Source organism: Promicromonospora sp. NPDC059942 (assembly GCF_042731755.1).
Classification (GTDB): Bacteria; Actinomycetota; Actinomycetes; order Actinomycetales; family Cellulomonadaceae; genus Promicromonospora.
In genome coordinates this window covers 1-22990 of the sequence record NZ_JBHWLR010000033.1, presented here as the reverse complement: position 1 = coordinate 22990, position 22990 = coordinate 1, and the positions used below count along the sequence as shown (strand labels likewise).

The following is a 22990-nucleotide window of genomic DNA, read 5'->3' as shown; positions in this document are numbered from 1 at the left end:
AGACGACCCGACGAAAGGCGCAGCACCATGACTGAGAACCACGCGGAGCACCTGCACCAGGCCGGCGAGCACGCCGGTCCGGTGGCGAGCTGGATGAAGGCGGCCACGATGCTGCAGGACGCGTCGCCGATCACCGTCCCCGAGGGCGCCTCGGCGATGACGATCCACGTCCAGTGGGAGCCGGGCGACCCGGGCACCCCGCCGCACCGGCACTCCGGGCCCGCCTTCGGGTACGTGATCCAGGGCGCGGTCCGGTTCGAGCTGGAGGGCGAGCCCGAGCGGGTCGTCGAGGCCGGCGGGACGTTCTGGGAGCCGGGCGGCGACGTCATCCACTACCAGGACGGCAACGCCCTGGACGACGCCCGGACGGAGTTCGTGGTGACGATGATGTGCGCGCCGGGCAAGCCGATGCTGGAGCTGGTGGCCGAGTCGGAGCTCGCGGAGCGGGCGCACCTGCGCGCGCCGCGCCCCGGGGCCTGACCCGCTAGTGGAACCGCCCGCGCACGGCCTCGCCGTGCGCGGGCAGGTCCTCGTCGTTGGCGACTGCCACGATGCGGTCGGCGAGCTCCTCGAGCGCGTCGCGCGTGTACTCGATCTGCTGCACCGACTTGAGGAAGGCGTGCACGCCCAGGCCGCTCGCGAAGTGCGCGGTGCCGCCGGTGGGCAGCACGTGGTTGGACCCGGCCATGTAGTCGCCCAGCGACACCGGCGACCAGGGCCCCACGAAGATCGCGCCCGCGCTGTGCACCCGCGCGGCCACCCGGGCGGCGTCCGCCGTCTGGATCTCCAGGTGCTCCGCTCCGTACGCGTTCACGACGGCGAGCCCCGCGTCGATGTCGTCCACCAGGACGATCGCGGACTGCGGGCCGTCCAGGGCGCGCGCCACCCGGGTGGCGTGCTTGGTGGCCGACGCGAGGTCCTGGACCCGCGCCTCGACGGCGGAGGCGAGCTCCACCGAGTCGGTGACCAGCACGGACGCCGCCATCGGGTCGTGCTCGGCCTGGCTGATCAGGTCGAGGGCCACGTGCCCGGCGTCGGCGGTGCCGTCGGCGAGGACGGCGATCTCCGTGGGCCCGGCCTCGGCGTCGATGCCCACGACGCCGCGCACCAGGCGCTTGGCCGCCGCGACGTACACGTTGCCCGGGCCGGTGATGACGTCCACGGGCTCGCACAGGGTCTCGCCGTCCTGCGGCTGGCTGCCCGCGGCGCCGTACGCGAACATCGCGACCGCCTGCGCGCCGCCCACGGCGTAGACCTCGTCGACGCCGAGCAGGGCGCAGGCCGCGAGGATGGTCGGGTGCGGCAGGCCGCCGTTGTCCTTCTGCGGCGGGGACGCCACGGCCAGGCCCCGCACGCCCGCCTCCTGCGCGGCGACGACGTTCATCACCACCGACGACGGGTACACGGCCAGGCCGCCCGGCGCGTACAGGCCTACCCGCTGCACGGGGATCCAGCGCTGCCGCACGACGGCGCCCGGCGCGAGCTCCGTGACGTGGTTGGCCGGAAGCTGCTCCGCGTGCACCCGGCGCACGCGGCGGATCGACTCCTCCAGGCCGGACCGGACCAGCGGCGTGAGGCTGTCGAGCGCGTCGGTCAGGGCGGACACAGGGACCCGCAGGTGCTCGGGCGCGACGCCGTCGAACCGTAGCGCGATCTCGCGCAGGGCGGCCGCGCCGCCCTCGCGGACCTGGCGCAGCAGGGGCTCGACCACATGGACGGCCTCGTCGACTCCGACCTCGGCACGGGGAAGGACGTCGAGGAGGGCGCGGCGGCCCAGGGACCGGCCGCGCAGGTCGATACGTTGGATCACCCGGCCAGTCTATGGCGGCGGGCGGGGGACAATGCTGTGGTGTCCAACTCTGAGTCCGCAGTACCCGAGGTCCCGATCCGCGACGACGTCATCCGGCTGGGCCAGTTCCTCAAGCTCGCCGACCTCGCCGAGGACGGCGCGCAGGCCCGCGACCTGATCGCCGACGGCGAGGTGCGGGTCAACGGCGAGGTCGAGACCCGCCGCGGCCGCCAGCTCGTGCGCGGCGACGTGGTGAGCGTGCTCATGCCCGCCGGCGAGGAGGCGGCGAAGGTCGGGTAGGAAGGTCCCAGGCCGGTCAGGACGCCATGTACGTCGACGCCATCACCTTGTCGACCGTCACGCGCAGCACGATCCGGTCCGGGTTCGGCCCGAGCTCGCGGTAGCGGCGCGCGTAGCGGGCGACGGCGTCGGCGATCTCGGCCTCGTCCTCGCTGACGGCGATGGTGCCCTCCAGCGTGATCCACCGGCCGCCCGAGACCTGGCACAGCGCGGCGCGAGGCTGGCCGCCGTCGGGTCCCGGGGCGGAGTGGCGCGCCTTGAAGGACGCACGGTTGGTGGTGATGCGCGCGACCCCGGCGTCGGCGTCCCAGGTGAAGGCCACCGGGACCACGTGCGGCGTCCCGTCGGGGCGCAGGGTGGTGAGGGTGGCGAGGTGGCGCTCGGTGACGAAGACGAGCTGCTCGGGGTTGAGTCGGATCACGCCGCGAGTCTAGGTCGGGCGGGTGAGTGCCCGGCGTCGTCGTGTGGGTTCCCCGTATTCCCGGGGGTCCAGTATTTGGCTAGCGTTCCTGACAAATACCACGGCGCGACACACCACCGAGGAGTGCCATGAGACGGCGTACATCGTTCCTGGCGGCGGGAGTCACCGCCCTGCTGGTCACCGGACTCGCCATACCGGTCGTCGTCGCGCAGGCCGGGCCGATGGCCCAGGCCGCGGCCGCCGACTGCGCGGCGTCCGCCTGGGCGGAGGGCAGCTCGTATGCCGCCGGCGCGCACGTGACGCACCGCGGGCGGGCCTACACGGCCCTCGTGGCGCACACCGCGTACGTGGGCGCGGGCTGGAGCCCGGACACCACGCCCAGCCTCTGGTCGGACGACGGCGCGTGCGCCACGCAGCCCGACCCCGACCCGACCGACCCCACGCCGGACCCCACGGACCCGACGCCCGACCCCGAGCCGACGCCTACGGACTGCAGCCAGCGCCCGCGCCCGTCGGGCAAGGTGCTGCAGGGCTACTGGGAGAACTGGGACGGCGCGAGCAACGGCGTGCACCCCGGCCTCGGCTGGATCCCGATCACGGACTCACGCATCACGCAGCACGGCTACAACGTGGCCACCCTCGCGTTCCCGGTGATCCGCTCCGACGGAACGGTGCTGTGGGAGGACGGCATGGACTCCGGCGTCCAGGTGCCCAGCCCCGAGGAGATGTGCGCCGCCAAGGAGGACGGCCTGACCATCCTCATGTCGATCGGCGGCGCGACCGCCGGGATCGACCTGTCCTCGCAGGCCGTGGCGGACCGGTTCGTCGCCACCATCGTGCCGATCCTGCGGGAGTACAACTTCGACGGCATCGACATCGACATCGAGACGGGCCTGACGGGCAGCGGCTCCATCACGCAGCTCTCGACGTCGCAGGCCAACCTCATCCGGATCATCGACGGGGTGCTCGCCGGGATGCCGGCCGGGTTCGGCCTGACGATGGCGCCCGAGACCGCGTACGTGACCGGCGGCAGCGTCACCTACGGCTCGATCTGGGGCTCGTACCTGCCGATCATCAAGAAGTACGCCGACAACGGCCGCCTCTGGTGGCTCAACATGCAGTACTACAACGGCTCGATGTACGACTGCTCCGGCAACTCGTACGCGGCCGGGACCGTGGCCGGTTTTCAGGCCCAGACCGACTGCCTGGACGACGGGCTGGTCATCCAGGGCACCACGATCCGCGTGCCGTACGAGAAGCAGGTGCCCGGGCTGCCCGCCCAGCAGGGCGCGGGCGGCGGCTACATGGCGCCGTCGCTGGTCTCGCAGGCGTACGGCTCGTACAACGGGGCGCTCAAGGGTCTCATGACGTGGTCGATCAACTGGGACGGGTCGCGCGGCTGGACCTTCGCCGACAACGTCAGGGCCCTGCAGGGCCGGTAGCTCCGGCAGCGCCGACGGCGCCGGGCGGGCGGACCTGGGGGTCCGCTCGCCCGGCGCTGTCTCGTGCGGGCGTCAGGCGCCGATCGCGTCCAGCACGGCGACCTCGCCGGGGGGCAGCGTGAGCCCGGCCGCGGCGACGTTCTCGCGGAGGTGGGCGACGGACGACGTCCCGGGGATCAGCAGGATGTTCGGCGAACGCTGCAGCAGCCAGGCCTGAGCGACGGCGGCCGGGGTGCTGCCCAGCCGGGCCGCCACGGCGTTCAGCTCCGCCGACTGCAGCGGCGAGAAGCCGCCGAGCGGGAAGTACGGCACGTAGGCGATGCCCTGCTCGGCCAGCGAGTCGATCAGCGCGTCGTCGTGCCGGTTGGCGATGTTGTACATGTTCTGCACGCCCACGACCGGCGCGATCGACTGCGCCTCGGCCACCTGCTCCGCCGTGACGGTGCTGACGCCGAGGTGGCTGATCAGGCCCTCGTCCCGCATCGCCGCGAGGGCGGCGAACTGCGGCGCCAGCGACCCGGGTTCCGGGGCGTCGAACCCGCCGACGCGCAGGTTCACGACGTCGAGGCGGTCCAGGCCGAGGTGCTCCAGGTTCTGCTCGACCTGACGCCGGAGCTCGTCCGGCTCGCGGCTGAACACCCAGTGCCCCTCGGCGTCGCGCACCGCGCCCACCTTGGTGACGACGTGCAGGTCTGCCGCGTAGGGGTGCAGGGCCTCGCGGATGATCTCGTTGGTGACGTGCGGGCCGTAGAAGTCGGCGGTGTCGATGTGGTTGACGCCGAGCGCGACGGCCTCGCGCAGGACGGCGACCGCGGCCGCGCGGTCGGCAGGCGGGCCGAACACACCGGGGCCGGCGAGCTGCATGGCGCCGTAGCCGACGCGGTTGAGGGTCAGGTCGTCGGCGAGCGTGAAGGTGCCGCCGGGGAGCGTCTGTGTGGTCATGGCTCCACCGTGCGGCCGCCCGGCGCGGACAGGCAGTGCCCGGGCGATCCTGGGAGTACGGGGACCAGGCACGCGCGCACCGCCCGGCCTACGGTGGTGGGCATGACCAGGGAGACCCAGCTGAGCGAGTACCTGCGGGCGCGCCGCGAGCTGGTGCGGCCCGCCGACGTCGGGCTGCCGGAGGGCGGTGTGCGGCGCGTGGCCGGCCTGCGCCGCGAGGAGGTGGCGCTGCTCGCGGGCATCAGCGCCGACTACTACCTGCGGCTGGAGCAGGGCCGCGACCGCAACCCGTCGGCGCAGGTGCTGGAGTCGCTGGCCCGCGTGCTGCTCCTGGACGAGCCCGCCACCCGGCACCTGCTGGACCTGGCGGCCCCGGCGCCGCGCCGTCGGCGTCGCCAGGTGCGTCGCGAGGTGGTGCCCGCCGGGACGCTGCGGCTGCTGGAGCGGGTGGGCATCCCCGGGTACGTCGAGGGGCGCTACTTCGACGTGCTCGCGGTGAACCGGCTCGCGGCGGCCCTGTCGCCCACCCTCCGGGTGGGCCGCAACCGGCTCCGTGACCTGTTCCTCGACCCCGCCGAGCAGGCGATGCACCCGGACTGGCCCGACGTGGCGCCCCAGATCGTCGCCCGGTTCCGCGAGGCCGTCGGCACGGACATCGACGACGAACGCCCCGAACGGCTCGTCGGGGAGCTCTCGCTCGCCTCGGAGCGGTTCCGCACGCTCTGGGCGCGGCACGACGTGAACCTCGGGCGGCCGCACGTCACGCACATGCTGCACCCGCAGGTCGGCGAGCTGGAGCTCGACATGGAGAAGCTGTCGATCGCCGGGACCGACCGGCAGATGGTCGTGCTGCTGCACGCCGCCCCGGACTCGCCGAGCGGGGAGCGGCTGGCGCTGCTCGCGTCGCTCGCGGCGTCGGAAGGTACGGCGAGCGTGCCCGACGGCGCGGCGGCTACGGCTAGTCCCGAAGCGGCGCGGGGAGCCGCCGGGGAATAGTGTGCCAAGCGCACCCGGCTGTGGATAACCGGCTCGCGGTGTCGGTGGCTGCTCCTAGGATCGATGACGTGACCAAGGACCCCTTCGCAGACCTCCCCTTCGCCATGGAGGAGCCGCCCGACGACGCCCACCTGACCGACGTCGGTGACCCGGGGCTGCCGCCGTCGGCGCGCAACACCCCCGAGGCCCAGGCGGCGAAGCTCCAGATGCTGCGCGGCCTGCTGCCCGACGGCGGCGTGGCGGCCGCGGCGCCGGTACGCCGGTGGCCGCCGGCGGAGGTGGACGAGCCGGCGGCGGAGGCGGAGGCGGGGCCGGGCGCGGAGGAGCAGGCCGACGCAGCGGAGGCCGCGCCGGCCGCCCGCGCGGTCCCGGCCGCGTCGCCCGGCGCCTCGCTGCGCGAGGAGGCCGAGGCCGCCCTGCGGGAGCTGGTCGGCCGCGACGACGCCCGGCTGCGCGACGACCAGTGGACGGCGATCGAGGCGCTCGCGGCGTTCCACCGCCGGGCGCTCGTGGTGCAGCGCACCGGGTGGGGCAAGTCGGCCGTGTACTTCGTGGCGACCCGCCTGCTGCGGGCCCGGGGCGCCGGGCCCACGGTGATCGTCTCGCCGCTGCTGGCGCTCATGCGCGACCAGATCGCCGCCGCCTCGCGCGCGGGCATCCGGGCCGTGACGATCAACTCGGCCAACATGACCGAGTGGGACGAGGTGCACGCCTCGATCGCGCGCGGCGAGGTCGACGTGCTGCTGTGCTCGCCGGAGCGCCTGAACAACCCCGGCTTCCGCGACGAGGTGCTGCCGCGGCTGGCGGCCGACGCCGGCCTGGTGGTCATCGACGAGGCGCACTGCATCTCGGACTGGGGCCACGACTTCCGCCCCGACTACCGGCGCATCCGCACGCTCCTGGCCGACCTGCCGGCGGGCATCCCCGTGCTGGCCACGACCGCCACCGCGAACGAGCGCGTCACGGCCGACGTGGCCGAGCAGCTCGCCGTGCACGGCGACGCGGACGCCGGCGAGGACGTGCTGGTGCTCCGGGGCGGGCTCGACCGCGAGTCGCTGCACCTGGCGGTCCTGGAGCTCGGCGACCAGCCCACGCGGGTGGCCTGGCTGGCCGAGGCGCTCCAGGACATCGAGGGGTCGGGCATCGTCTACTGCCTCACGGTCTCGGCCGCGGAGCAGGTGGCCGAGCAGCTGCGCGGCTACGGGCTGGCGGTGGCCGCGTACACCGGCCGCACCGAGCCGGCGCAGCGCGAGCAGCTCGAGGCCGACCTCAAGAACGACGACGTCAAGGCGCTGGTCGCGACGTCGGCGCTGGGCATGGGCTTCGACAAGCCGGACCTGGCGTTCGTGGTGCACCTCGGCGCGCCGTCGTCGCCGATCGCGTACTACCAGCAGGTGGGCCGCGCGGGCCGTGGCGTCGACCAGGCGCTGGTGGTGCTGCTGCCCGGTACCGAGGACAAGGCGATCTGGGAGTGGTTCGGCGAGCAGGCGTTCCCCGCCGAGGGGCAGGTGCGGGCCACGCTCGACGCCCTGGCGGGCGGCGGCACCATGTCCACGGCCGTGCTGGAGACGCAGGTGGACCTGCGCCGGTCGCGCCTGGAGACCATGCTGAAGGTGCTCGACGTCGACGGCGCCGTCCGGCGCGTGAAGGGCGGCTGGGAGGCGACCGGGCAGCCCTGGTCGTACGACGCCGAGCGGTACGCGCGGGTCGCCGCGACCCGCGCCGCCGAGCAGCAGGCGATGGTCGACTACGTGAACACCCCGGGCTGCCGCATGGCCTACCTGCGCGCCCAGCTCGACGACCCCGACCTGACCCCGGGCTGGGAGTGCGGCCGCTGCGACCGCTGCGGCACCATGGCGCTGCCCGAGGCGCCCGACGCCGAGGCCGTCGCCGCCGCGCGGGCCGAGATGGACCGTCCGGGCATGGAGGTCGAGCCCCGCAAGATGTGGCCCACGGGCCTGGCCTCGATCGGCCTGGACCTCAAGGGCAAGATCCCGCCCGCCGAGCTCGCCGAGCCGGGCCGGGCCGTCGCGCGGCTCGACGGCCTCGGCTGGTCCGGACCGCTGCGCGACCTGCTCGCCCCGAACGCGAACGACGGCGAGCTGCCCGTTCCGCTGCGCCGGGCCGCGGCCCGGGTGCTCGACGAGTGGCCGGCGCTGCGCCCGACGGTGGAGAACGGCGAGGGCGCGGGCGAGGCAGGCGACGGCGACGTCCCGGGCGGGGCCGAGCCCGGCCCGCTCGTGATCGAGGCCGTCGTGGCGATCCGTTCGGTCCGGCGGCCCCAGCTCTCCTTCCACCTGGCCACGGGGCTGGCCAAGTACCTGGGCGTGCCGATGATCGGTGCGGTCGGCCCGGTCGCGGGGCAGGAGGAGCCCGGCCGGCACGACGTGAACTCCGCGATGCGGCTCGCCGGCGTGGCCCGGCGCCTGCAGCTCCAGCTCGGCGAGGGTGCGCTGCGGGGTCTGCCCGGCCGGTCCGTGCTGCTCGTGGACGACTACACGGACTCGGGCTGGACCCTCACGGTCGCGTCCCGCCTGCTGCGCCAGGCCGGGGCGGCGGCGGTGTACCCGTTCGTGCTGGGCGTGCGGTGACCCGTCCCGTGACCATCGCCACCCGCCCGGTGGGCGGACGGGTGCCGGGTCCGCGCCGCGCGGTTCGTAGACTGGTGCGGTGATGACCAACACCGTCGACCAGCAGGGCGCGGGGGGCAGCGCCACGGCGTCCTCGGTGCGGCTGCCGCTGCGCCCCGAGCTGGCGGACGAGGAGCCCTACGGTGCGCCGCAGCTCGACGTCCCGGTGCTGCTGAACGTCAACGAGAACCCGTACCCGCCCAGCGAGGACGTGGTCGCGACCATCGCAGAGGACGTGGCACGCGCCGCCCGTGGCATGAACCGCTACCCGGACCGGGACGCCACCGTCCTGCGCCGGGACCTGGCTGACTACCTCACCCTGGAGACGGGAGTGCGCCTCGACCACTGCGACGTCTGGGCGGCGAACGGGTCCAACGAGGTCATGCTGCACGTGCTGCAGGCGTTCGGCGGCCCGGGCCGGACCGCGCTGTCGTTCGCGCCCACGTACTCGATGTACCCGGAGTACGCGCGCGACACGCACACCACCTGGGTGGTCGGCCGCCGCGAGGACGACTTCACGCTCGACCCGGAGCGCGCCGCCGCGAAGATCCGCGAGGTGCGCCCGTCGGTGATCCTGCTGGCCAGCCCGAACAACCCGACCGGCACGGCGCTGCCCACGGCCACCATCGAGGCGGTCTGCGAGGCGGCGCTCGGCGTCGACCTCGACGGCGCGCGCCCGGTCGTCGTGATCGACGAGGCGTACGCGGAGTTCCGGCGCCCCGGCACGCCGTCGGCGGTCGCGCTGCTGGAGCGGTACCCGAACCTGGCCGTCTCGCGCACCATGTCCAAGGCGTTCGCCGCGGCCGGCGCGCGGCTCGGCTACCTCGTCGCGTCGCCCGACTTCGTGAACGCCCTGCGCATCGTGCGCCTGCCGTACCACCTGAGCGCGATCACCCAGGCCGCGGCCGGCGCCGCGCTGCGCCACCGCGAGTCGCTGATGGCGCAGGTCGCCACGCTGCGGGCCGAGCGGGACGCCACGGTCGCCTGGCTGCGCGAGCAGCGGCTCCCCGACGGGCTCCCGTTCGACGTCGCGGACACCGACGCCAACTTCGTGCTGTTCGGCACGTTCAACGACCGGCACGCCGTGTGGCAGGGTCTGCTCGACCGCGGCGTCCTGATCCGCGAGACCGGCCCGGACGGCTGGCTGCGGGTGTCGATCGGCACGTCGTCCGAGATGGCCGCGTTCCGTGCGGCGCTCACCGAGGTACTGCAGGGGGAGGAACGGGCATGAGCAGGACAGCACGCGTGGAGCGCGCCACGTCCGAGTCGAAGGTGCTGGTCGAGCTCGACCTCGACGGCACCGGGCGTACCGAGATCAGCACGAGCGTGCCGTTCTACGACCACATGCTCACGGCGCTCGGCAAGCACTCGCTGATCGACCTCACCGTGCAGGCGACCGGCGACACCCACATCGACGCCCACCACACGGTGGAGGACGTCGCGATCAGCATCGGCGAGGCGCTGCGCCTGGCGCTCGGCGACAAGGCCGGCATCTCCCGGTTCGGCGACGCGCTCGTGCCGCTCGACGAGGCGCTCGCCCAGGCGGTCGTGGACGTCTCGGGCCGGCCGTACCTGGTGCACGAGGGCGAGCCCGCGGGCCAGGAGTACCACCTCATCGGCGGTCACTTCACGGGGTCGCTGACGCGGCACGTGCTGGAGTCCATCGCGCACCACGCGGGCATCTGCCTGCACGTGCGGGTGCTGTCCGGACGCGACCCCCACCACATCGTCGAAGCTCAGTTCAAGGCGCTGGCGCGTGCGCTACGCGCCGCCGTGGCCGTCGACCCCCGCGTCGACGGCATCCCGTCCACGAAGGGTGCGCTCTAGCAGCCATGTCCGACAGCCCCAGGCCCGACAACAGCGGGTCCGACAGCAGCACGCCGGCCGGCGACGACCTGCCCGACTTCGACCTCGACAACCTCGAGATCCCCGACGACCTGTCCTCCCTGACCGGGACGGGGGAGCCCGAGTTCGCCGCGATCATCACCCAGATCGCCGGCGCCGAGCCGCTCGCGGCGGCCAGCTCCCTGGCCCAGCTCGACCTGGACGCGGTGCCGACCTCGGTCGGCGCGGTCGGCGTGCTGCGGGACCGGTCGGGCGACGCGCCCGAGCGGGCCGCCGCGGCGATCTCCCAGCTCGTGCGGGGCGTCCCGCTCGTCCTGGTCACCCGCACGGGCGAGCAGATGACGGCGGTCCGGTTCGCGGACGGCGTCCGCGGTGACGAGCTCGCCCCCGGCCTGGTGCTGGGCGGCGCGCCCGAGAACGTCGTCGACCTGCTGACCGGCGCCACGACCGTCGCCGACATCGAGGGCGTCGTCGGCTCGGACTCGATCAGCAAGTTCAAGGCGATGCGGATGCTGACCTCTGCCGCGCGCAAGGCCCGCAGGAGCATGGGCAAGGGCGAGACCGGTCCGGACAGCAAGGACGGGATCTGACCGTGGGCGCGCGCGTCGTCGTCCTCGACTACGGCTTCGGCAATGTCCGGTCCGCCGTCCGCTCGCTGGAGCGGGTGGGCGCCGACGTGACGCTGACGGCCGACCGGGCCCTCGCGCAGGACGCGGACGGCCTGGTCGTGCCCGGCGTCGGCGCCTTCGCCGCCTGCATGGCGGGCCTGACGGCGGTGCGTGGCGACGAGGTCGTCGGCCGACGCCTGGCCGGCAACCGCCCCGTCCTGGGCATCTGCGTGGGCATGCAGGTCATGTTCGACGCCGGGGTGGAGCACGGCGAGCGCACCGACGGCATCGGCGAGTGGCCCGGCGTCGTCGAGCGGCTGCACGCCGACGTGGTGCCCCACATGGGCTGGTCGCCGGTCGAGGCGCCGGAGGGCTCGGCCCTCTTCGCCGGGATCGCCGACGAGCGCTTCTACTTCGTGCACTCGTACGCCGCCCAGACGTTCACCAAGGGTTACGACGAGAACGCGGTGGGCAGGTTCACGCCGCCGAGGGTCACCTGGGCGGACCACGGCGGCCGGTTCGTCGCCGCGGTCGAGGACGGCCCGCTGGCGGCGACCCAGTTCCACCCCGAGAAGTCCGGCGACGCGGGAGCCCAGCTCCTGGAGAACTGGCTCAAGACCCTCGCCTAGCCCCACCCGTTGAGTGCTGGGTATCTGTTGCGCAGAGACCGCTCGGCCGACAAATGCCCAGCACTCAACACTTTCGACAGACAGAACTTGGAGAGACATGACCGACCGACTCGTGCTCCTGCCCGCCGTCGACGTGGCCGACGGCCAGGCCGTCCGCCTCGTCCAGGGGGAGGCCGGCTCGGAGACCTCGTACGGGGACCCGCTGACCGCCGCCCTGGACTGGCAGTCCGGCGGCGCCGAGTGGGTCCACCTCGTGGACCTGGACGCCGCCTTCGGGCGCGGGTCCAACGCCGAGCTGCTCGCGCGCGTGGTCGGTGAGCTGGACGTGCAGGTCGAGCTGTCGGGCGGCATCCGCGACGACGAGTCGCTGGAGCGCGCCCTGGCCACCGGCGCCCGCCGCGTCAACCTCGGCACCGCCGCCCTGGAGGACCCGGCCTGGACGGCCAAGGTCATCGCCGAGCACGGCGACCGCGTCGCCGTCGGCCTCGACGTGCGCGGCACCACGCTCGCCGCGCGCGGCTGGACCAAGGAGGGCGGCGACCTCTGGGAGGTCCTCGGCCGCCTCGACGAGGCCGGCTGCGCCCGCTATGTCGTCACCGACGTGACCAAGGACGGCACGCTGCGCGGCCCGAACGTCGACCTCCTGTCCGACGTCGCCGCGCGCACCCCCGCGCACGTCGTCGCCTCGGGCGGCATCTCGTCGCTCGACGACCTGCGGGCGCTCCGCGCCCTCGGCACCATCGAGGGCGCCGTGGTCGGCAAGGCCCTGTACGCGGGCGCCTTCACGCTCCCCGAGGCGCTCGACGTCGCGGGGCGGCCGGGGGCCGGTACCGACGGGGCCGCTGGGCCCGCGGGCGACGGGGTCGCCGAGTGAAGTCCATCCAGCCGTCCAGCCAGTTCGCGGGCGACGACGGCTCGGCCGACGCCGAGCTGACCCGCCTCCTGGAGGGCCACTCGACCGGGACGGTCCCGCTGCGCGACGTCGTCGCCCGGCTGGCCGAGACCCGCGTGCTCGTGCCGGTGCTGGCGGAGGCCGGCGCCGTCGAGCAGAACCCGGACGGGCTGGCCGTCGACAAGGAGGCGTCCTCCGGCGTCGTGGCGCTGGAGGCCCCGGACGGCCGCCGCGCCCTGCCGGTCTTCACGTCCGTGGCGACCATGCAGGCGTGGCGCGCCGACGCCCGGCCGGTCCCGGTCGAGGCGACCCGTGCCGCCCTGTCGGCGGTCAACGAGAACTGGGCGCTGATCGTCGTGGACCCCGCCGGGCCCGTGACGGCGCTCGTCCCGCGCCCGGCCGTGTGGGCGCTGGCGCAGGGCAAGGCCTGGCAGCCCGCCCTGGTGCCGCACGAGGACGGGCTCGCCGTCGACCCCGAGGTCGCGTCCGAGGTGGCGGTCGCCGCCGCACCCGTGCAGCACGTCGTGCGGGCGCACGCCGAGCCCGGCCGCAAGGCCGAGGTCGCCGTGGTGCTCGCCCTGGACCCGGGCCTGGACCGGGCCGGGCTCGACGTCGTGCTGGGGCAGGTCAACGCCCGCCTGGCGGCGTCCGAGGTGATCTCCGCACGCGTGGACTCCCTGGAGCTCCGCATCGGCGCGGCCCGCTGAGCCGCCCGCTCAGCAGCCCTTCGCCGGCGTGAACGCCGTGTCGTCGGCCAGCATGTCCTGGAGCGTCGACAGCGGCACCAGCAGGCTGTTGTCGTCCGCCGTCTTCGCGTAGACGACGCCGATCACGCGGCCCTGGTCGTCCAGCGCGGCCGACCCGGACGACCCGGGCTCGACGGGGGCGTCCGTGAGCAGCACCTCGCCGAGGTTGGCGTTCAGCGGGTCCCGGGTGGTGCCCATGACCTCGCCCTCGGTGACGGTGAGCTCGCCGCCCGCGGGGTAGCCCACCACCGTGACGGAGTCGCCGCGCTCCGGGTCGGCCTCCGCGAGCTCCGGGTGCGACGGCAGCGGGTCGGTCGTGCGGACCACCGCGAGGTCCGCGAGGCCGGCGGTCGACGTGGCGCCGACGGTGATGTCGTGCCCGTCGTAGGTGCTGACCTCGAGGTCCTTCGAGTCCGCGACCACGTGCTTGTTGGTGATCAGCGTGTGCTCGTCGATCGCGAAGCCCGAACCGGTCGACAGCTCCTCACAGCCCACGTTGCGGATCCGGACCGCCATCCGCTCGACGGCGTCGAACCCGTCCGGGCTCAGCGCGTCCCCGCCGGCCGCGGGGGACAGGTCCACCGGCGTGGACGGCACGATGTCGCTCGGCACCGGGTCCGGCAGGGGCGGCAGCACGCCGCACCCGCCGAGCGTCCCGGTCAGGACGAGCCCCGCGAGGACGGCGCGCGAACGGGCGCTCCACCTCACTGGCGCAGCTCCCGCTGCAGGGCGTCGTTGGCGTCCTCCGCGTCGGCACACAGCGCGTTGACCTCCCGCTCGTAGCGGGCCAGGTCGGCGGGCTCGTACTGGTCGGCCTCCTTGAGGTAGCCGACGAGCTGCTCCTGGCCCGACACGCACTGCCCCAGCGCCGAGGCCACCGTGGCGCCGGCCGCGCTGACCTGCGTCTGGTAGTCGAGGACCTGCTGCGAGGCGACGTTCTCGTCACCGAGCTGCGCCTTCTCGTTCGCGAGGTCCGTGATGCGCGACGTCGCCGCGGAGAGCTGGTCCCGGGCGGCCTTCAGCTCGGAGTTCGCGCCGTCGAGCTGCATCCGCAGCGAGGCGACCTCGTCGGCGTAGCCGTGCGCCTCGGCCTCCCAGTCGGAGGCCGTGCGCTGCCAGCGGACGGTCGTCAGCCACAGGTAGGCGCCGACGGCGATCGTCGCCACCAGGACGATGGCGAGCACCCGGGAACCACCCCGACGGGGCCGCGGCGCCCGCCCCGGTTCCGGTACCGCCTCGACGGGAACCTCGGACATCAGACGACGGAACCCGTGTACTTCTCGCCCGGCCCCTCGCCCGGCGCGTCGGGGATCACCGACGCCTCCCGGAACGCGAGCTGGAGGCTGCGCAGGCCGTCGCGCAGCGAGCGGGCGTGCTGGTTGCCGATGTCGGGGGCGCTCGCGACCACCAGCGCGGCCAGCGCCGTGATCAGCTTGCGCGCCTCGTCGAGGTCCTTGAGCTCCTCGGCGTCGTCGCCCTCGGCCAGGCCGCACTTGACCGCCGCGGCGCTCATCAGGTGGACCGCGGCCGTGGTGATGACCTCGACCGCTGCGACCTCCGCGATGTCCCGCGTGGCCTGGTCAGGACCCACCGGAGCCTCGATGCCGGTGGGTGTCTCGTCGCTCGTGCTCATGGGCACCATCCTTTCATCCCCCCGGGGGTGCGGACGCCCACGGGGCGCCCACCGAGCGCCCGTCCGACACCTGCCGAACGCCCTCCCGGCGACGGCGTGAGTCTGGGTTAGCCTGCGTGCGTTCAACGGTGAAACAGGGGAGGCCCTTTCGATGCACGACGACATCACACTGACCACCGGGCGCGCGCACCGGGTGCTGACCGAACGGATCTGGCCCGCGGTCCACGAGACGTCGGTCCCGCTCGAGGTCGAGTGGCACGCCCTGCCGGGGGAGCCGATCCCGCCGGCCGAGGGCCTGGCCCTCGCGATGCAGCCGTACGAGGTGGGCACCCCGTGGGGCCCGGCCTGGGGCACCACCTGGTTCCGGCTGACGGGCACCGTGCCCGCCGAGTGGGCCGGACGCACCGTCGAGGCCGTGGTGGACCTCGGGTTCGACGTCGACCGGACCGGGTTCCAGGCCGAGGCGCTGGTCTACACGCCGGACGGCAGCCCGGTGAAGTCGATCAACCCCCGCAACCAGCACGTGCCCGTGGCCGACGCCGCGGCCGGCGGCGAGCAGGTCGAGCTCTACCTGGAGGCGGCGTCCAACCCCGTGCTGCTCGGGCACAACGTCTTCGAGCGGACGACGGAGGGCGACACCACCACCTCGTCCCCGCACCCCCTGTACACGACCCGGCGCATCGACCTCGCGATCTTCGAGTCCGAGGTGCACGACCTCGCCCTCGACGTCGAGGTGCTGCTTGAGCTCCAGGCCGAGCTGCCCACCGGCCCGCGCCGCATGCGGATCCTCCAGGCCCTCGACGACGCCCTCGACGTGCTCGACCTCCAGCGCATCCCCGAGACCGCCGCCGCGGCCCGGGCGGCGCTCGCGGACGTGCTCGCCAGCCCGGCCGAGCACAGCGCCCACGAGATCTCCGCCGTCGGCCACGCCCACATCGACTCCGCCTGGCTGTGGCCGGTGCGCGAGACGATCCGCAAGGTGGCGCGCACGACGTCGTCCATGGCCGACCTCATCGGCCGCACCGACGACTTCGTCTATGGCATGTCGTCCGCGCAGCAGTACGCGTGGGTCAAGGAGCACCGGCCCGAGGTGTGGGCCAAGGTCAAGGAGGCCGTCGCCTCCGGCCGGTTCCTGCCGCTGGGCGGCATGTGGGTCGAGTCCGACACGGTGATGCCGTCGGGCGAGGCGCTCGTGCGCCAGTTCTCGCAGGGGCAGCGGTTCTTCGAGCGGGAGTTCGGCCAGCGGTCGCACGGCGTGTGGCTGCCGGACTCGTTCGGCTACTCGCCGGCCCTGCCGCAGCTCGTCCGCCGCGCCGGGTTCGACTGGTTCTTCACGCAGAAGATCTCCTGGAACCAGGTCAACGTCTTCCCGCACCACACGTTCTGGTGGGAGGGCATCGACGGGTCGCGCGTGCTGACGCACTTCCCGCCCATGGACACCTACAACTCGCAGCTCTCGGGCGACGAGCTCGCCAAGGCGACCCGCCAGTTCCGCGAGTCGCGGCGCGCCACGGGCTCGATCGCGCCCGTCGGCTACGGCGACGGCGGCGGCGGCACCACCCGCGAGATGACCGGCCGCGCCAAGCGGCTCGCGAGCCTGGAGGGCAGTGCCAAGGTGCGCTGGGAGCACCCGGACGCGTTCTTCGAGCGCGCCCGCGGGGAGCTGGTCGCGTCCGGGACGGATGACAGCGCTGTCTGGGTGGGCGAGCTCTACCTGGAGCTGCACCGCGCGACGCTGACCTCGCAGCACAGGACCAAGCAGGGCAACCGCCGCAACGAGCAGCTCCTGGTCGAGGCCGAGGCCTGGGCGGCCACGGCGTCGGCCCGGACCGGGGCGGAGTACCCCTACGAGGAGCTCGACTCGCTGTGGCAGCAGGTCCTGCTGCTCCAGTTCCACGACATCCTGCCGGGCACATCCATCGCCTGGGTGCACCGTGAGGCGGTGGCGCAGCACGCGGCGATCACCGATGGCGTGCAGGCGATCATCGAACGCTCCCTGCGGACCCTGGTCGGCGAGGGTGAGGTGGCCCTGCGGGCCAACCCCGCGGTGTTCGCGCAGGCGGGCGTGCCGGCCCTCGGCGTGGCCCCGGCGTCCGCCCCGGCGGCGGCGTCGAGCACCCTTCAGGAGCTGCCCGACGGCGGGTACGTGCTGGCCAACGAGCTGGTCCGGATCACGCTGGACGCCGCGGGCCACGTGACGTCCGCCGTCGACGTGGCCTCCGGCCGTGACGCGGTGGCGCCCGGCCGCGAGGCGAACGTGCTGCAGCTGCACCAGGACTTCCCGAACAAGTGGGACGCCTGGGACGTGGACCGGTTCTACCGCAACTCGGTGACCGACCTGCGCGAGGCCGAGAAGGTCACCGGCGCCGTGGAGGACGGCGTGGCCGTGGTGACGGTGCACCGGCAGTTCTCGGCGTCCAGCCTGGACCAGGTGATCACGCTCGCGCCGGGCAGCCGCACCCTGGAGATCGACCTGCGGACCGACTGGCACGAGACCGAGAAGTTCCTCAAGGTCGCCTTCCCGCTCGACGTGCGGGCCGAGCACGTGGCCGCCGAGACGCAGTTCGGCTTCCACAAGCGGGTCACGCACACCAACACGAGCTGGGAGGCCGCCAAGTTCGAGGCCTCCATGCACAAGTGGCTGCTGGCCGAGGAGCCGGGCTTCGGCGTCGGGCTCGTCAACGACTCGTCGTACGCCTACGACGTGACGCGCGAGGTGTCCGAGCAGGGCGTGGCGCCGTCCCCGGGCGTGCCCGAGGTGACGACGACCGTGCGGCTCTCGCTGCTGCGGGCGCCGCGGTTCCCCGACCCGGAGACCGACCAGGGCCTCCAGACGCACCGGTACGGCCTGGTCATCGGCGCGGACACCGCGGCGGCGACCGAGGCCGGCGCGACGTTCGGCGCGCGACCGCGGGAGCTGCGCGGGGCGAACGGTGTCGAGCCGCTGGTCAACGTGTCCGCCGGTGTCACGCTGTCGGCGGTCAAGCTCGCCGACGACCGGTCGGGCGATCTCGTGGTGCGCGTCTACGAGGCCCACGGCCGCCGCGCGTCGGGCACCGTCACGGTGGCGGCGCCGGTGAGCGGGGCCCGGACCGTCAGCCTCATCGAGGACGACGTCGAGGGCGGCGCCGTCGATGTCACGGCGGACGGCACCGTGACCGTCGAGCTGAGCCCGTTCGAGGTGCGCACGCTGCGCTTCACGCCGGCGTAGCACCCGCCTGGCCGGACCGGCAGTTCACCCGGGTGAGCTGCCGGCCCGGCCCGTGCGGGCACCCCGTCACCCGTAGGCTCGGCAGCGGCGACATCGAGCCCGGACGCGACGAAGCCTCTGCCGGAAGGAACTGTCCATGATCATCACGAGGTTCGGGGCCGCGGGGGCGGCCCTGGCCGTCCTGGCCGCCCTGGGCGGCTGCACCCTCGACGGCGGGGGTGCGGCGGATCCGGACGGTGGCGCGCAGGACGTGACGGGCGAGGTCACGCTGCAGACGTGGTCGCTCAAGCCTCGCTTCACCGAGTACGTCCAGGGCGTCATCGCCGACTTCGAGCAGGAGTACCCGGGCACCGAGGTGCTGTGGCTCGACCAGCCCGGCGACGGCTACTCGGAGACGGTGCTCGCGCAGGCCGCCGCGGGCGAGCTGCCCGACGTCACGAACCTGCCGCCCGACTTCGCGCTCACGCTGGCCCGCGAGGGCCTGCTCACCGACCTGACGACGGTCGACGACACCCTGGAGGACACCTACGTGCCCGGGGCGCTGGCCGCCTACCGGTACGCGGGCCTCGAGGGCACGTTCGGCTTCCCGTGGTACCTGACCACCGACCTGAACTACTGGAACAGCGCCATGTTCCAGGAGGCGGGGCTCGACGCGGCCGCGCCGCCGACCAGCCTCGACGAGCTCGTCACCCAGGCGCGGATCATGCACGACGCGACCGGCGGGTACCTCATGAGCCGCAAGCCCGGCGTGGGCGACTTCGCCGCGGCAGGCATCCCCGTGCTGTCCGACGACGGCACCGAGTTCACGTTCAACACGCCGGAGGCGGCCGCGCTGCTCGACGTCTACCGGGACGCCTACGCCGAGGGCCTCATGCCCGACGACGTGCTCACGGACGCCTACCTGGGCAACAGCCAGCTCTTCGCCGAGGGCAAGGTGGCCTGGTCGACCGGCGGCGGCAACTTCATCAACAGCGTGCTGGAGAACAACCCGGCGCTGGAGGGCCAGATCGTCTCCTCGCCGTACATGGGCGCCACGCCGCTGTACGTCCAGGGCCTGTCGGTCTCGAACACATCCACGAACCTCCCGGCGGCCGTCGCGCTGGCCCGGTTCGTCACGAACGCCGTCAACCAGGAGGCGTTCTCGGCCGAGGTGCCGGGCGTGTTCCCGTCCACGGCGGCCTCGCAGGAGAACCCGGACCTCGCGCAGAGCGACGGCACGCCGCAGGGCGACGCCAAGGCGATCGCGTTCAGCAACCTCACCACGGCGCGGGTGCTGCAGCCGGTCGAGATCAGCGAGGCGATGACCACCGTCATCAACCAGCAGCTCGCGGCGGCGATCACGGGCGACAAGACGTCGCCGGAGGCCCTCGACGCAGCCGTCGGCGAGTGCAACAAGCTGCTCGCCGACCAGTGAGACCAACCAGGGCGCTCGCCGCCCGCTACGAAAGGCCAACTGCAATCGTCTACGACCCCGACGTCGCCGCGCACGCTGCGACGACAGCGCTGTCACGGGCTCGCTCATGACCGGGCCCGCACACGTCCCCGCCGGCCGCCCCGGCGCCGGCCTGACCAGCGAGCACGCCATCCGCGTGCGGCACCGCGGCGAGGGCCGCACCGTGCTGCTCGACGGGCTGGACGTTCCGGTCGAGGCCGGCACGGAGCTGCGCTACGCCGTCCTGCCCGTGCTCGACGAGAAGCTCACCTACCGCTCCACGTACGTGGCGCTCGACCTGCTGCTCGACGACGGCACGTGGCTCTCCGTCACCGACCCCGGGCGCGCGCTGCTGGACCAGCACGGGATGCCCGCGACCGCAGTCGGGCAGGGCGAGGCCCGGATCCTGGTGCCCGACCACTGGAACCTGGTCCGCGTGGACCTGGGCCCCGTGGCCCGGGCGCTGCCGGACCGCCGCGTGCGCGCGGCCGCCGCCGTGACCGCCGCGCCCGACCGCGGGCGCACCGAGGCGTGGTTCGACACGGTGTCGGTGGGGCCGCGCGCCCCGCGCACGGTCACCGGCCGCACGGACCTCGTGGACACCCGGCGCGGCACCCACTCCTCGGGCGCCTACTCGCGGGGCAACAACGTGCCCGCGGCCGCGGTGCCGAACGGCTTCACGATGTGGGTCCCGCTCACCGACGCCGCCTCCGAGCGCTGGCTGTACTCCTGGGCCGCGCACAACGGCCCGGACAACCGGCCGCGCCTGCAGGGCGTGGGCATCTCCCACGAGCCGAGCCCGTGGATGGGGGACCGCGACCAGCTCGCGTTCCACCTCGTGCCCGCCTCGGGCGACGGCGACGAGGTGCCGGACGCCGGCCTCGACGCCCGCGCGATCGGCTTCTCGCACGACGACGAGACCGCCCGCCCGCACCGGTACGACGTCGGCCTGGACGGCGGCGCACGCGTGGCCGTCGCGGCGTCCGACCACGGCGGGGTGCTCCGGTTCACGTTCCCGCCGGGCGCCACGACGGGACACCTGCTGGTCGACGCCGTGGGCGACTCCGGCGCGGACGGTCCGCCCGTCTCCGTCACCGTGCACGACGACGGCACGCTCACCGGCTGGTCCGATCACGGCAGCCCGCTGTCGGTGGGCCGCAGCCGCATGTACGTGGTGGGCCGGATCTCCCGGCCCGTGCTGCGCACGGGCCGCGCCCGCGGGCGGGACCACGCCACCTACGCGACGGTCGCGCTGGACGCCGGGCGTGATGCGGAGGCCGGCCGCACGGTCGAGGTGCGCGTGGCGACGTCGTACATCAGCGAGGAGCTGGCCTGGCTCGCGCTGGAGCGCGAGGTGTCCGGGAGCTTCGACGAGGTCGCCGACGCCGCCCGGACGCAGTGGGAGGAGCGGCTCGGCGTGCTCGACGTCGAGGGCGCCTCCGAGGAGCAGCGGGTCACGCTGTACTCGAACCTGTACCGGCTGAACCTGTACCCGTCGTCGTACACGGAGGTCGGGGCCGACGGCGCGCCCGTGCACGCCTCGCCCGTGCTCGACGGCGCCCCGGTGGTGCCCGGCGAGATGTTCGTCAACCACGGGTTCTGGGACACCTACCGCACCTGCTGGCCGGCCTACGCCCTGCTGTACCCGCAGGTCGCGGCCCGCCTCGCCGACGGGTTCGTGCAGCAGTACCGCGAGGGCGGCTGGGTCGCCCGCTGGTCGTCGCCGGGCTACGCGGACCTGATGACGGGCACGTCGTCCGACGTCGCCTTCGCCGACCTGTACCTGCGCGGCGTCGACCTGCCCGACCCGCTCGCGACCTACGACGCCGGGCTGCGCAACGCCACGGCGCTGCCCGCCCGGTCGGGAGTGGGACGCAAGGGGCAGGACTTCGCGCTCACCCACGGCTGGGTGCCGCGCGACGTCGAGGAGTCGGTGTCGTGGAGCCTGGAGGGCTACATCAACGACGCCGGGCTCGCGCGGATGGCGCAGGCGCTCGCGGACGCGCCGGGGACCCCGGACGGGCGCCGCCGGTCCTTGCGCGACGAGGCCGCCTACCTGCGGCAGAGCGCGCTCGGGTACGTGCACCTCTTCGACGCCGCGACGGGGTTCTTCCGCGGTCGCGCCCGGGACGGCGCGTTCGACCCGGCGCCGTTCGACCCGGACGCGTGGGGCGGCGACTACACCGAGTCCGACGCCTGGAACTTCCTGTTCCACCCCGTGCACGACGGCGCGGGGCTGGCCGCCCTGCACGGCGGGCGCGCCGGGCTGGAGCAGCTGCTGGAGCGGTTCTTCGCCGAGCCCGAGCAGGCCGACAAGCCGGGGAGCTACGGGTCCCCGATCCACGAGATGTTCGAGGCGCGCGACGTGCGCCTGGGCCAGCTCGGACAGTCGAACCAGGTGTCGCACCACATCGCCTGGACGTGGTCGGTCGCCGGGCGGCCGGACCGCACCCAGGAGGTCGTGCGCGAGATCCTGACGCGGCTGTGGACCGGCAACGACATCGGGCAGGGGTACCACGGCGACGAGGACAACGGCGAGATGTCGGCCTGGTACGTGCTGGCCGCGCTCGGGCTGTACCCGCTGGAGATCGGCTCGCCGCGGTGGGCGGTCACGTCCCCGCTGTTCGACCGGGCGGTGGTGCACCGGCCCGACGGCGACCTGGTGATCGAGGCGCCGGGGGCGGCCGGGCGGCGGTACGTGGCGGGGCTGGATGTGGCTGGTGGTGACGGTGCGGTTGCGGCGCAGGAGATCACTGCGCCGTCGATCGACAACGGTGACCTCGTCGGGGGAGCGACCCTGCGCTTCGCGCTGTCGGAGACCCCGACCCGGTGGGGTGTGCCGTCGGACGACGAGGCTGGTGCTGGTGCTGGTGCTGGTGCTGACGCCGCAGGGGTCGGCGACTACTCGGCGTCCGAGCGGCCGTGGCGGCGTGCCGACGGCGGCTGGCACGGTGTGGAGGGTGCGCTGCCGCACCTGACCGACGGCGACCTGACGATGTCGGCCGCGGTGGACGGCGTGCTCGACTGGGCTCCCGCCGCCGAGGTCCCGGCCGGATCGCTGCTGCGCGCCTACACGCTGACCTCGGGCCCGGCGTCCGGGGCCGCGTCGGCCGAGGGGGTGTCCGGGCTGTCCTCAGCGGAGGTGTCCGGTTCGTCGACCGTCGAGAGGGTGCTGGGACCGCCGTCTGCCTGGCGTCTGGTCGCGGCCGACGGGCGAGTGCTCGACGAACGGTCCGGCGAGGAGTGGCGGTGGCCGAGCCAGCTCCGCCCCTTCGTGCTCGACGAGCCGGTGCCGCTCACCGGCCTCCGGCTGGAGCTGGCCGAGCCAGGCGCCGTCGCCCAGATCGAGCTCCTCCTGGACTAGCCCCTCGCCGAGCCCACCCCGATCCCGAAGTGCGCTTCTACCCAGTCATTGGGCCCGAAAAAAAACGATGTCCTGGTCCCAACAAATAGTGGGAAACCAACTCTCTCTCT

Annotated in this window: 20 protein-coding genes; 14 read left to right on the top strand and 6 right to left on the bottom strand. The window is 73.9% G+C overall.

The genetic code is table 11. From position 1 onward, the window contains the following. Nucleotides 1-27: 27 nt before the first annotated feature. Complete coding sequence (locus ACFV9Q_RS28025; protein ID WP_377231019.1) at nt 28-480, top strand: cupin domain-containing protein; 453 nt, start codon at nt 28-30, stop codon at nt 478-480. Nucleotides 481-484: 4 nt separating this feature from the next. On the opposite strand, the gene hisD is transcribed toward ACFV9Q_RS28025, so the two are convergent. Continuing rightward, nucleotides 485-1810: a histidinol dehydrogenase gene (gene hisD, locus ACFV9Q_RS28020; protein WP_377237118.1), complete on the bottom strand. Its 1326-nt coding sequence runs from the start codon at nt 1808-1810 to the stop codon at nt 485-487. Nucleotides 1811-1846: 36 nt separating this feature from the next. Between hisD and ACFV9Q_RS28015 the strand changes: the two genes are divergently transcribed. Further along, nucleotides 1847-2089, top strand: coding sequence for an RNA-binding S4 domain-containing protein (locus ACFV9Q_RS28015; protein ID WP_377237117.1), 243 nt, complete (start codon nt 1847-1849; stop codon nt 2087-2089). A gap of 16 nt (nt 2090-2105) precedes the next feature. Here the strand turns inward: ACFV9Q_RS28015 and ACFV9Q_RS28010 are convergent, their stop codons facing one another. Continuing rightward, complete coding sequence (locus tag ACFV9Q_RS28010; protein WP_377237116.1) at nt 2106-2510, bottom strand: pyridoxamine 5'-phosphate oxidase family protein; 405 nt, start codon at nt 2508-2510, stop codon at nt 2106-2108. A 128-nt stretch (nt 2511-2638) separates the two neighbouring features. On the opposite strand from ACFV9Q_RS28010, the gene ACFV9Q_RS28005 reads away from it, so the two are divergent. After that, nucleotides 2639-3952, top strand: coding sequence for a carbohydrate-binding protein (locus ACFV9Q_RS28005; RefSeq protein ID WP_377237115.1), 1314 nt, complete (start codon nt 2639-2641; stop codon nt 3950-3952). Between the two features lie 72 nt (nt 3953-4024). On the opposite strand, the gene ACFV9Q_RS28000 is transcribed toward ACFV9Q_RS28005, so the two are convergent. Beyond that, the gene (locus ACFV9Q_RS28000; RefSeq protein ID WP_377237114.1) at nt 4025-4894 is read right to left on the bottom strand and encodes an oxidoreductase; all 870 of its coding nucleotides are present in this window, start codon (nt 4892-4894) and stop codon (nt 4025-4027) included. 102 nt (nt 4895-4996) lie between these two features. Here ACFV9Q_RS28000 and ACFV9Q_RS27995 point away from each other — a divergent pair, with 102 nt between their 5' ends. The 8 genes from ACFV9Q_RS27995 (at nt 4997) to ACFV9Q_RS27960 (ending at nt 13201) form a co-directional block, all read left to right on the top strand. Further along, nucleotides 4997-5890 carry a helix-turn-helix domain-containing protein gene (locus ACFV9Q_RS27995; RefSeq protein ID WP_377237113.1) on the top strand — a complete coding sequence of 298 codons (894 nt, stop codon included), beginning with the start codon at nt 4997-4999 and terminating at the stop codon, nt 5888-5890. A gap of 68 nt (nt 5891-5958) precedes the next feature. Beyond that, complete coding sequence (locus ACFV9Q_RS27990; RefSeq protein ID WP_377237112.1) at nt 5959-8481, top strand: RecQ family ATP-dependent DNA helicase; 2523 nt, start codon at nt 5959-5961, stop codon at nt 8479-8481. Nucleotides 8482-8563: 82 nt separating this feature from the next. After that, nucleotides 8564-9751 carry a histidinol-phosphate transaminase gene (locus ACFV9Q_RS27985; protein WP_377237127.1) on the top strand — a complete coding sequence of 396 codons (1188 nt, stop codon included), beginning with the start codon at nt 8564-8566 and terminating at the stop codon, nt 9749-9751. Continuing rightward, entirely contained in the window at nt 9748-10347 is a 600-nt protein-coding gene (hisB, locus tag ACFV9Q_RS27980; RefSeq protein ID WP_285101537.1) for an imidazoleglycerol-phosphate dehydratase HisB, read from the top strand. Before ACFV9Q_RS27985 ends, hisB begins: the two co-directional genes overlap by 4 nt. 5 nt (nt 10348-10352) lie before the next feature. Then, nucleotides 10353-10955, top strand: coding sequence for a hypothetical protein (locus ACFV9Q_RS27975; RefSeq protein ID WP_377228926.1), 603 nt, complete (start codon nt 10353-10355; stop codon nt 10953-10955). Between the two features lie 2 nt (nt 10956-10957). Beyond that, complete coding sequence (hisH, locus tag ACFV9Q_RS27970; RefSeq protein WP_377228927.1) at nt 10958-11602, top strand: imidazole glycerol phosphate synthase subunit HisH; 645 nt, start codon at nt 10958-10960, stop codon at nt 11600-11602. A 97-nt stretch (nt 11603-11699) separates the two neighbouring features. Continuing rightward, on the top strand, nt 11700-12476 hold the full coding sequence (gene priA, locus ACFV9Q_RS27965; RefSeq protein ID WP_377237111.1) for a bifunctional 1-(5-phosphoribosyl)-5-((5-phosphoribosylamino)methylideneamino)imidazole-4-carboxamide isomerase/phosphoribosylanthranilate isomerase PriA: 777 nt from the start codon (nt 11700-11702) through the stop codon (nt 12474-12476). Continuing rightward, a complete protein-coding gene (locus ACFV9Q_RS27960) occupies nt 12473-13201 on the top strand; it encodes an SseB family protein (RefSeq protein WP_377237110.1) in 729 nt (242 codons plus the stop codon). The genes priA and ACFV9Q_RS27960 overlap by 4 nt, the downstream gene beginning before the upstream one ends. A 9-nt stretch (nt 13202-13210) precedes the next feature. Here the strand turns inward: ACFV9Q_RS27960 and ACFV9Q_RS27955 are convergent, their stop codons facing one another. Genes ACFV9Q_RS27955 through ACFV9Q_RS27945 form a run of 3 tightly spaced genes read right to left on the bottom strand, consistent with a single transcriptional unit; the run spans nt 13211 to nt 14873 of the window. Beyond that, entirely contained in the window at nt 13211-13948 is a 738-nt protein-coding gene (locus tag ACFV9Q_RS27955) for a serine protease (protein ID WP_377237109.1), read from the bottom strand. Next, nucleotides 13945-14496: a hypothetical protein gene (locus ACFV9Q_RS27950; protein WP_377237108.1), complete on the bottom strand. Its 552-nt coding sequence runs from the start codon at nt 14494-14496 to the stop codon at nt 13945-13947. Before ACFV9Q_RS27950 ends, ACFV9Q_RS27955 begins: the two co-directional genes overlap by 4 nt. After that, the gene (locus ACFV9Q_RS27945; protein WP_285101551.1) at nt 14496-14873 is read right to left on the bottom strand and encodes a DUF1844 domain-containing protein; all 378 of its coding nucleotides are present in this window, start codon (nt 14871-14873) and stop codon (nt 14496-14498) included. Before ACFV9Q_RS27945 ends, ACFV9Q_RS27950 begins: the two co-directional genes overlap by 1 nt. A gap of 151 nt (nt 14874-15024) precedes the next feature. Here ACFV9Q_RS27945 and ACFV9Q_RS27940 point away from each other — a divergent pair, with 151 nt between their 5' ends. From ACFV9Q_RS27940 to ACFV9Q_RS27930, 3 genes are all read left to right on the top strand, one after another. Beyond that, the gene (locus ACFV9Q_RS27940; RefSeq protein ID WP_377237107.1) at nt 15025-18084 is read left to right on the top strand and encodes an alpha-mannosidase; all 3060 of its coding nucleotides are present in this window, start codon (nt 15025-15027) and stop codon (nt 18082-18084) included. A 136-nt stretch (nt 18085-18220) separates the two neighbouring features. Beyond that, the gene (locus ACFV9Q_RS27935) at nt 18221-19498 is read left to right on the top strand and encodes an extracellular solute-binding protein (RefSeq protein WP_377237106.1); all 1278 of its coding nucleotides are present in this window, start codon (nt 18221-18223) and stop codon (nt 19496-19498) included. Nucleotides 19499-19604: 106 nt separating this feature from the next. Beyond that, the gene (locus ACFV9Q_RS27930; protein WP_377237105.1) at nt 19605-22880 is read left to right on the top strand and encodes a GH92 family glycosyl hydrolase; all 3276 of its coding nucleotides are present in this window, start codon (nt 19605-19607) and stop codon (nt 22878-22880) included. Nucleotides 22881-22990 lie beyond the last annotated feature (110 nt).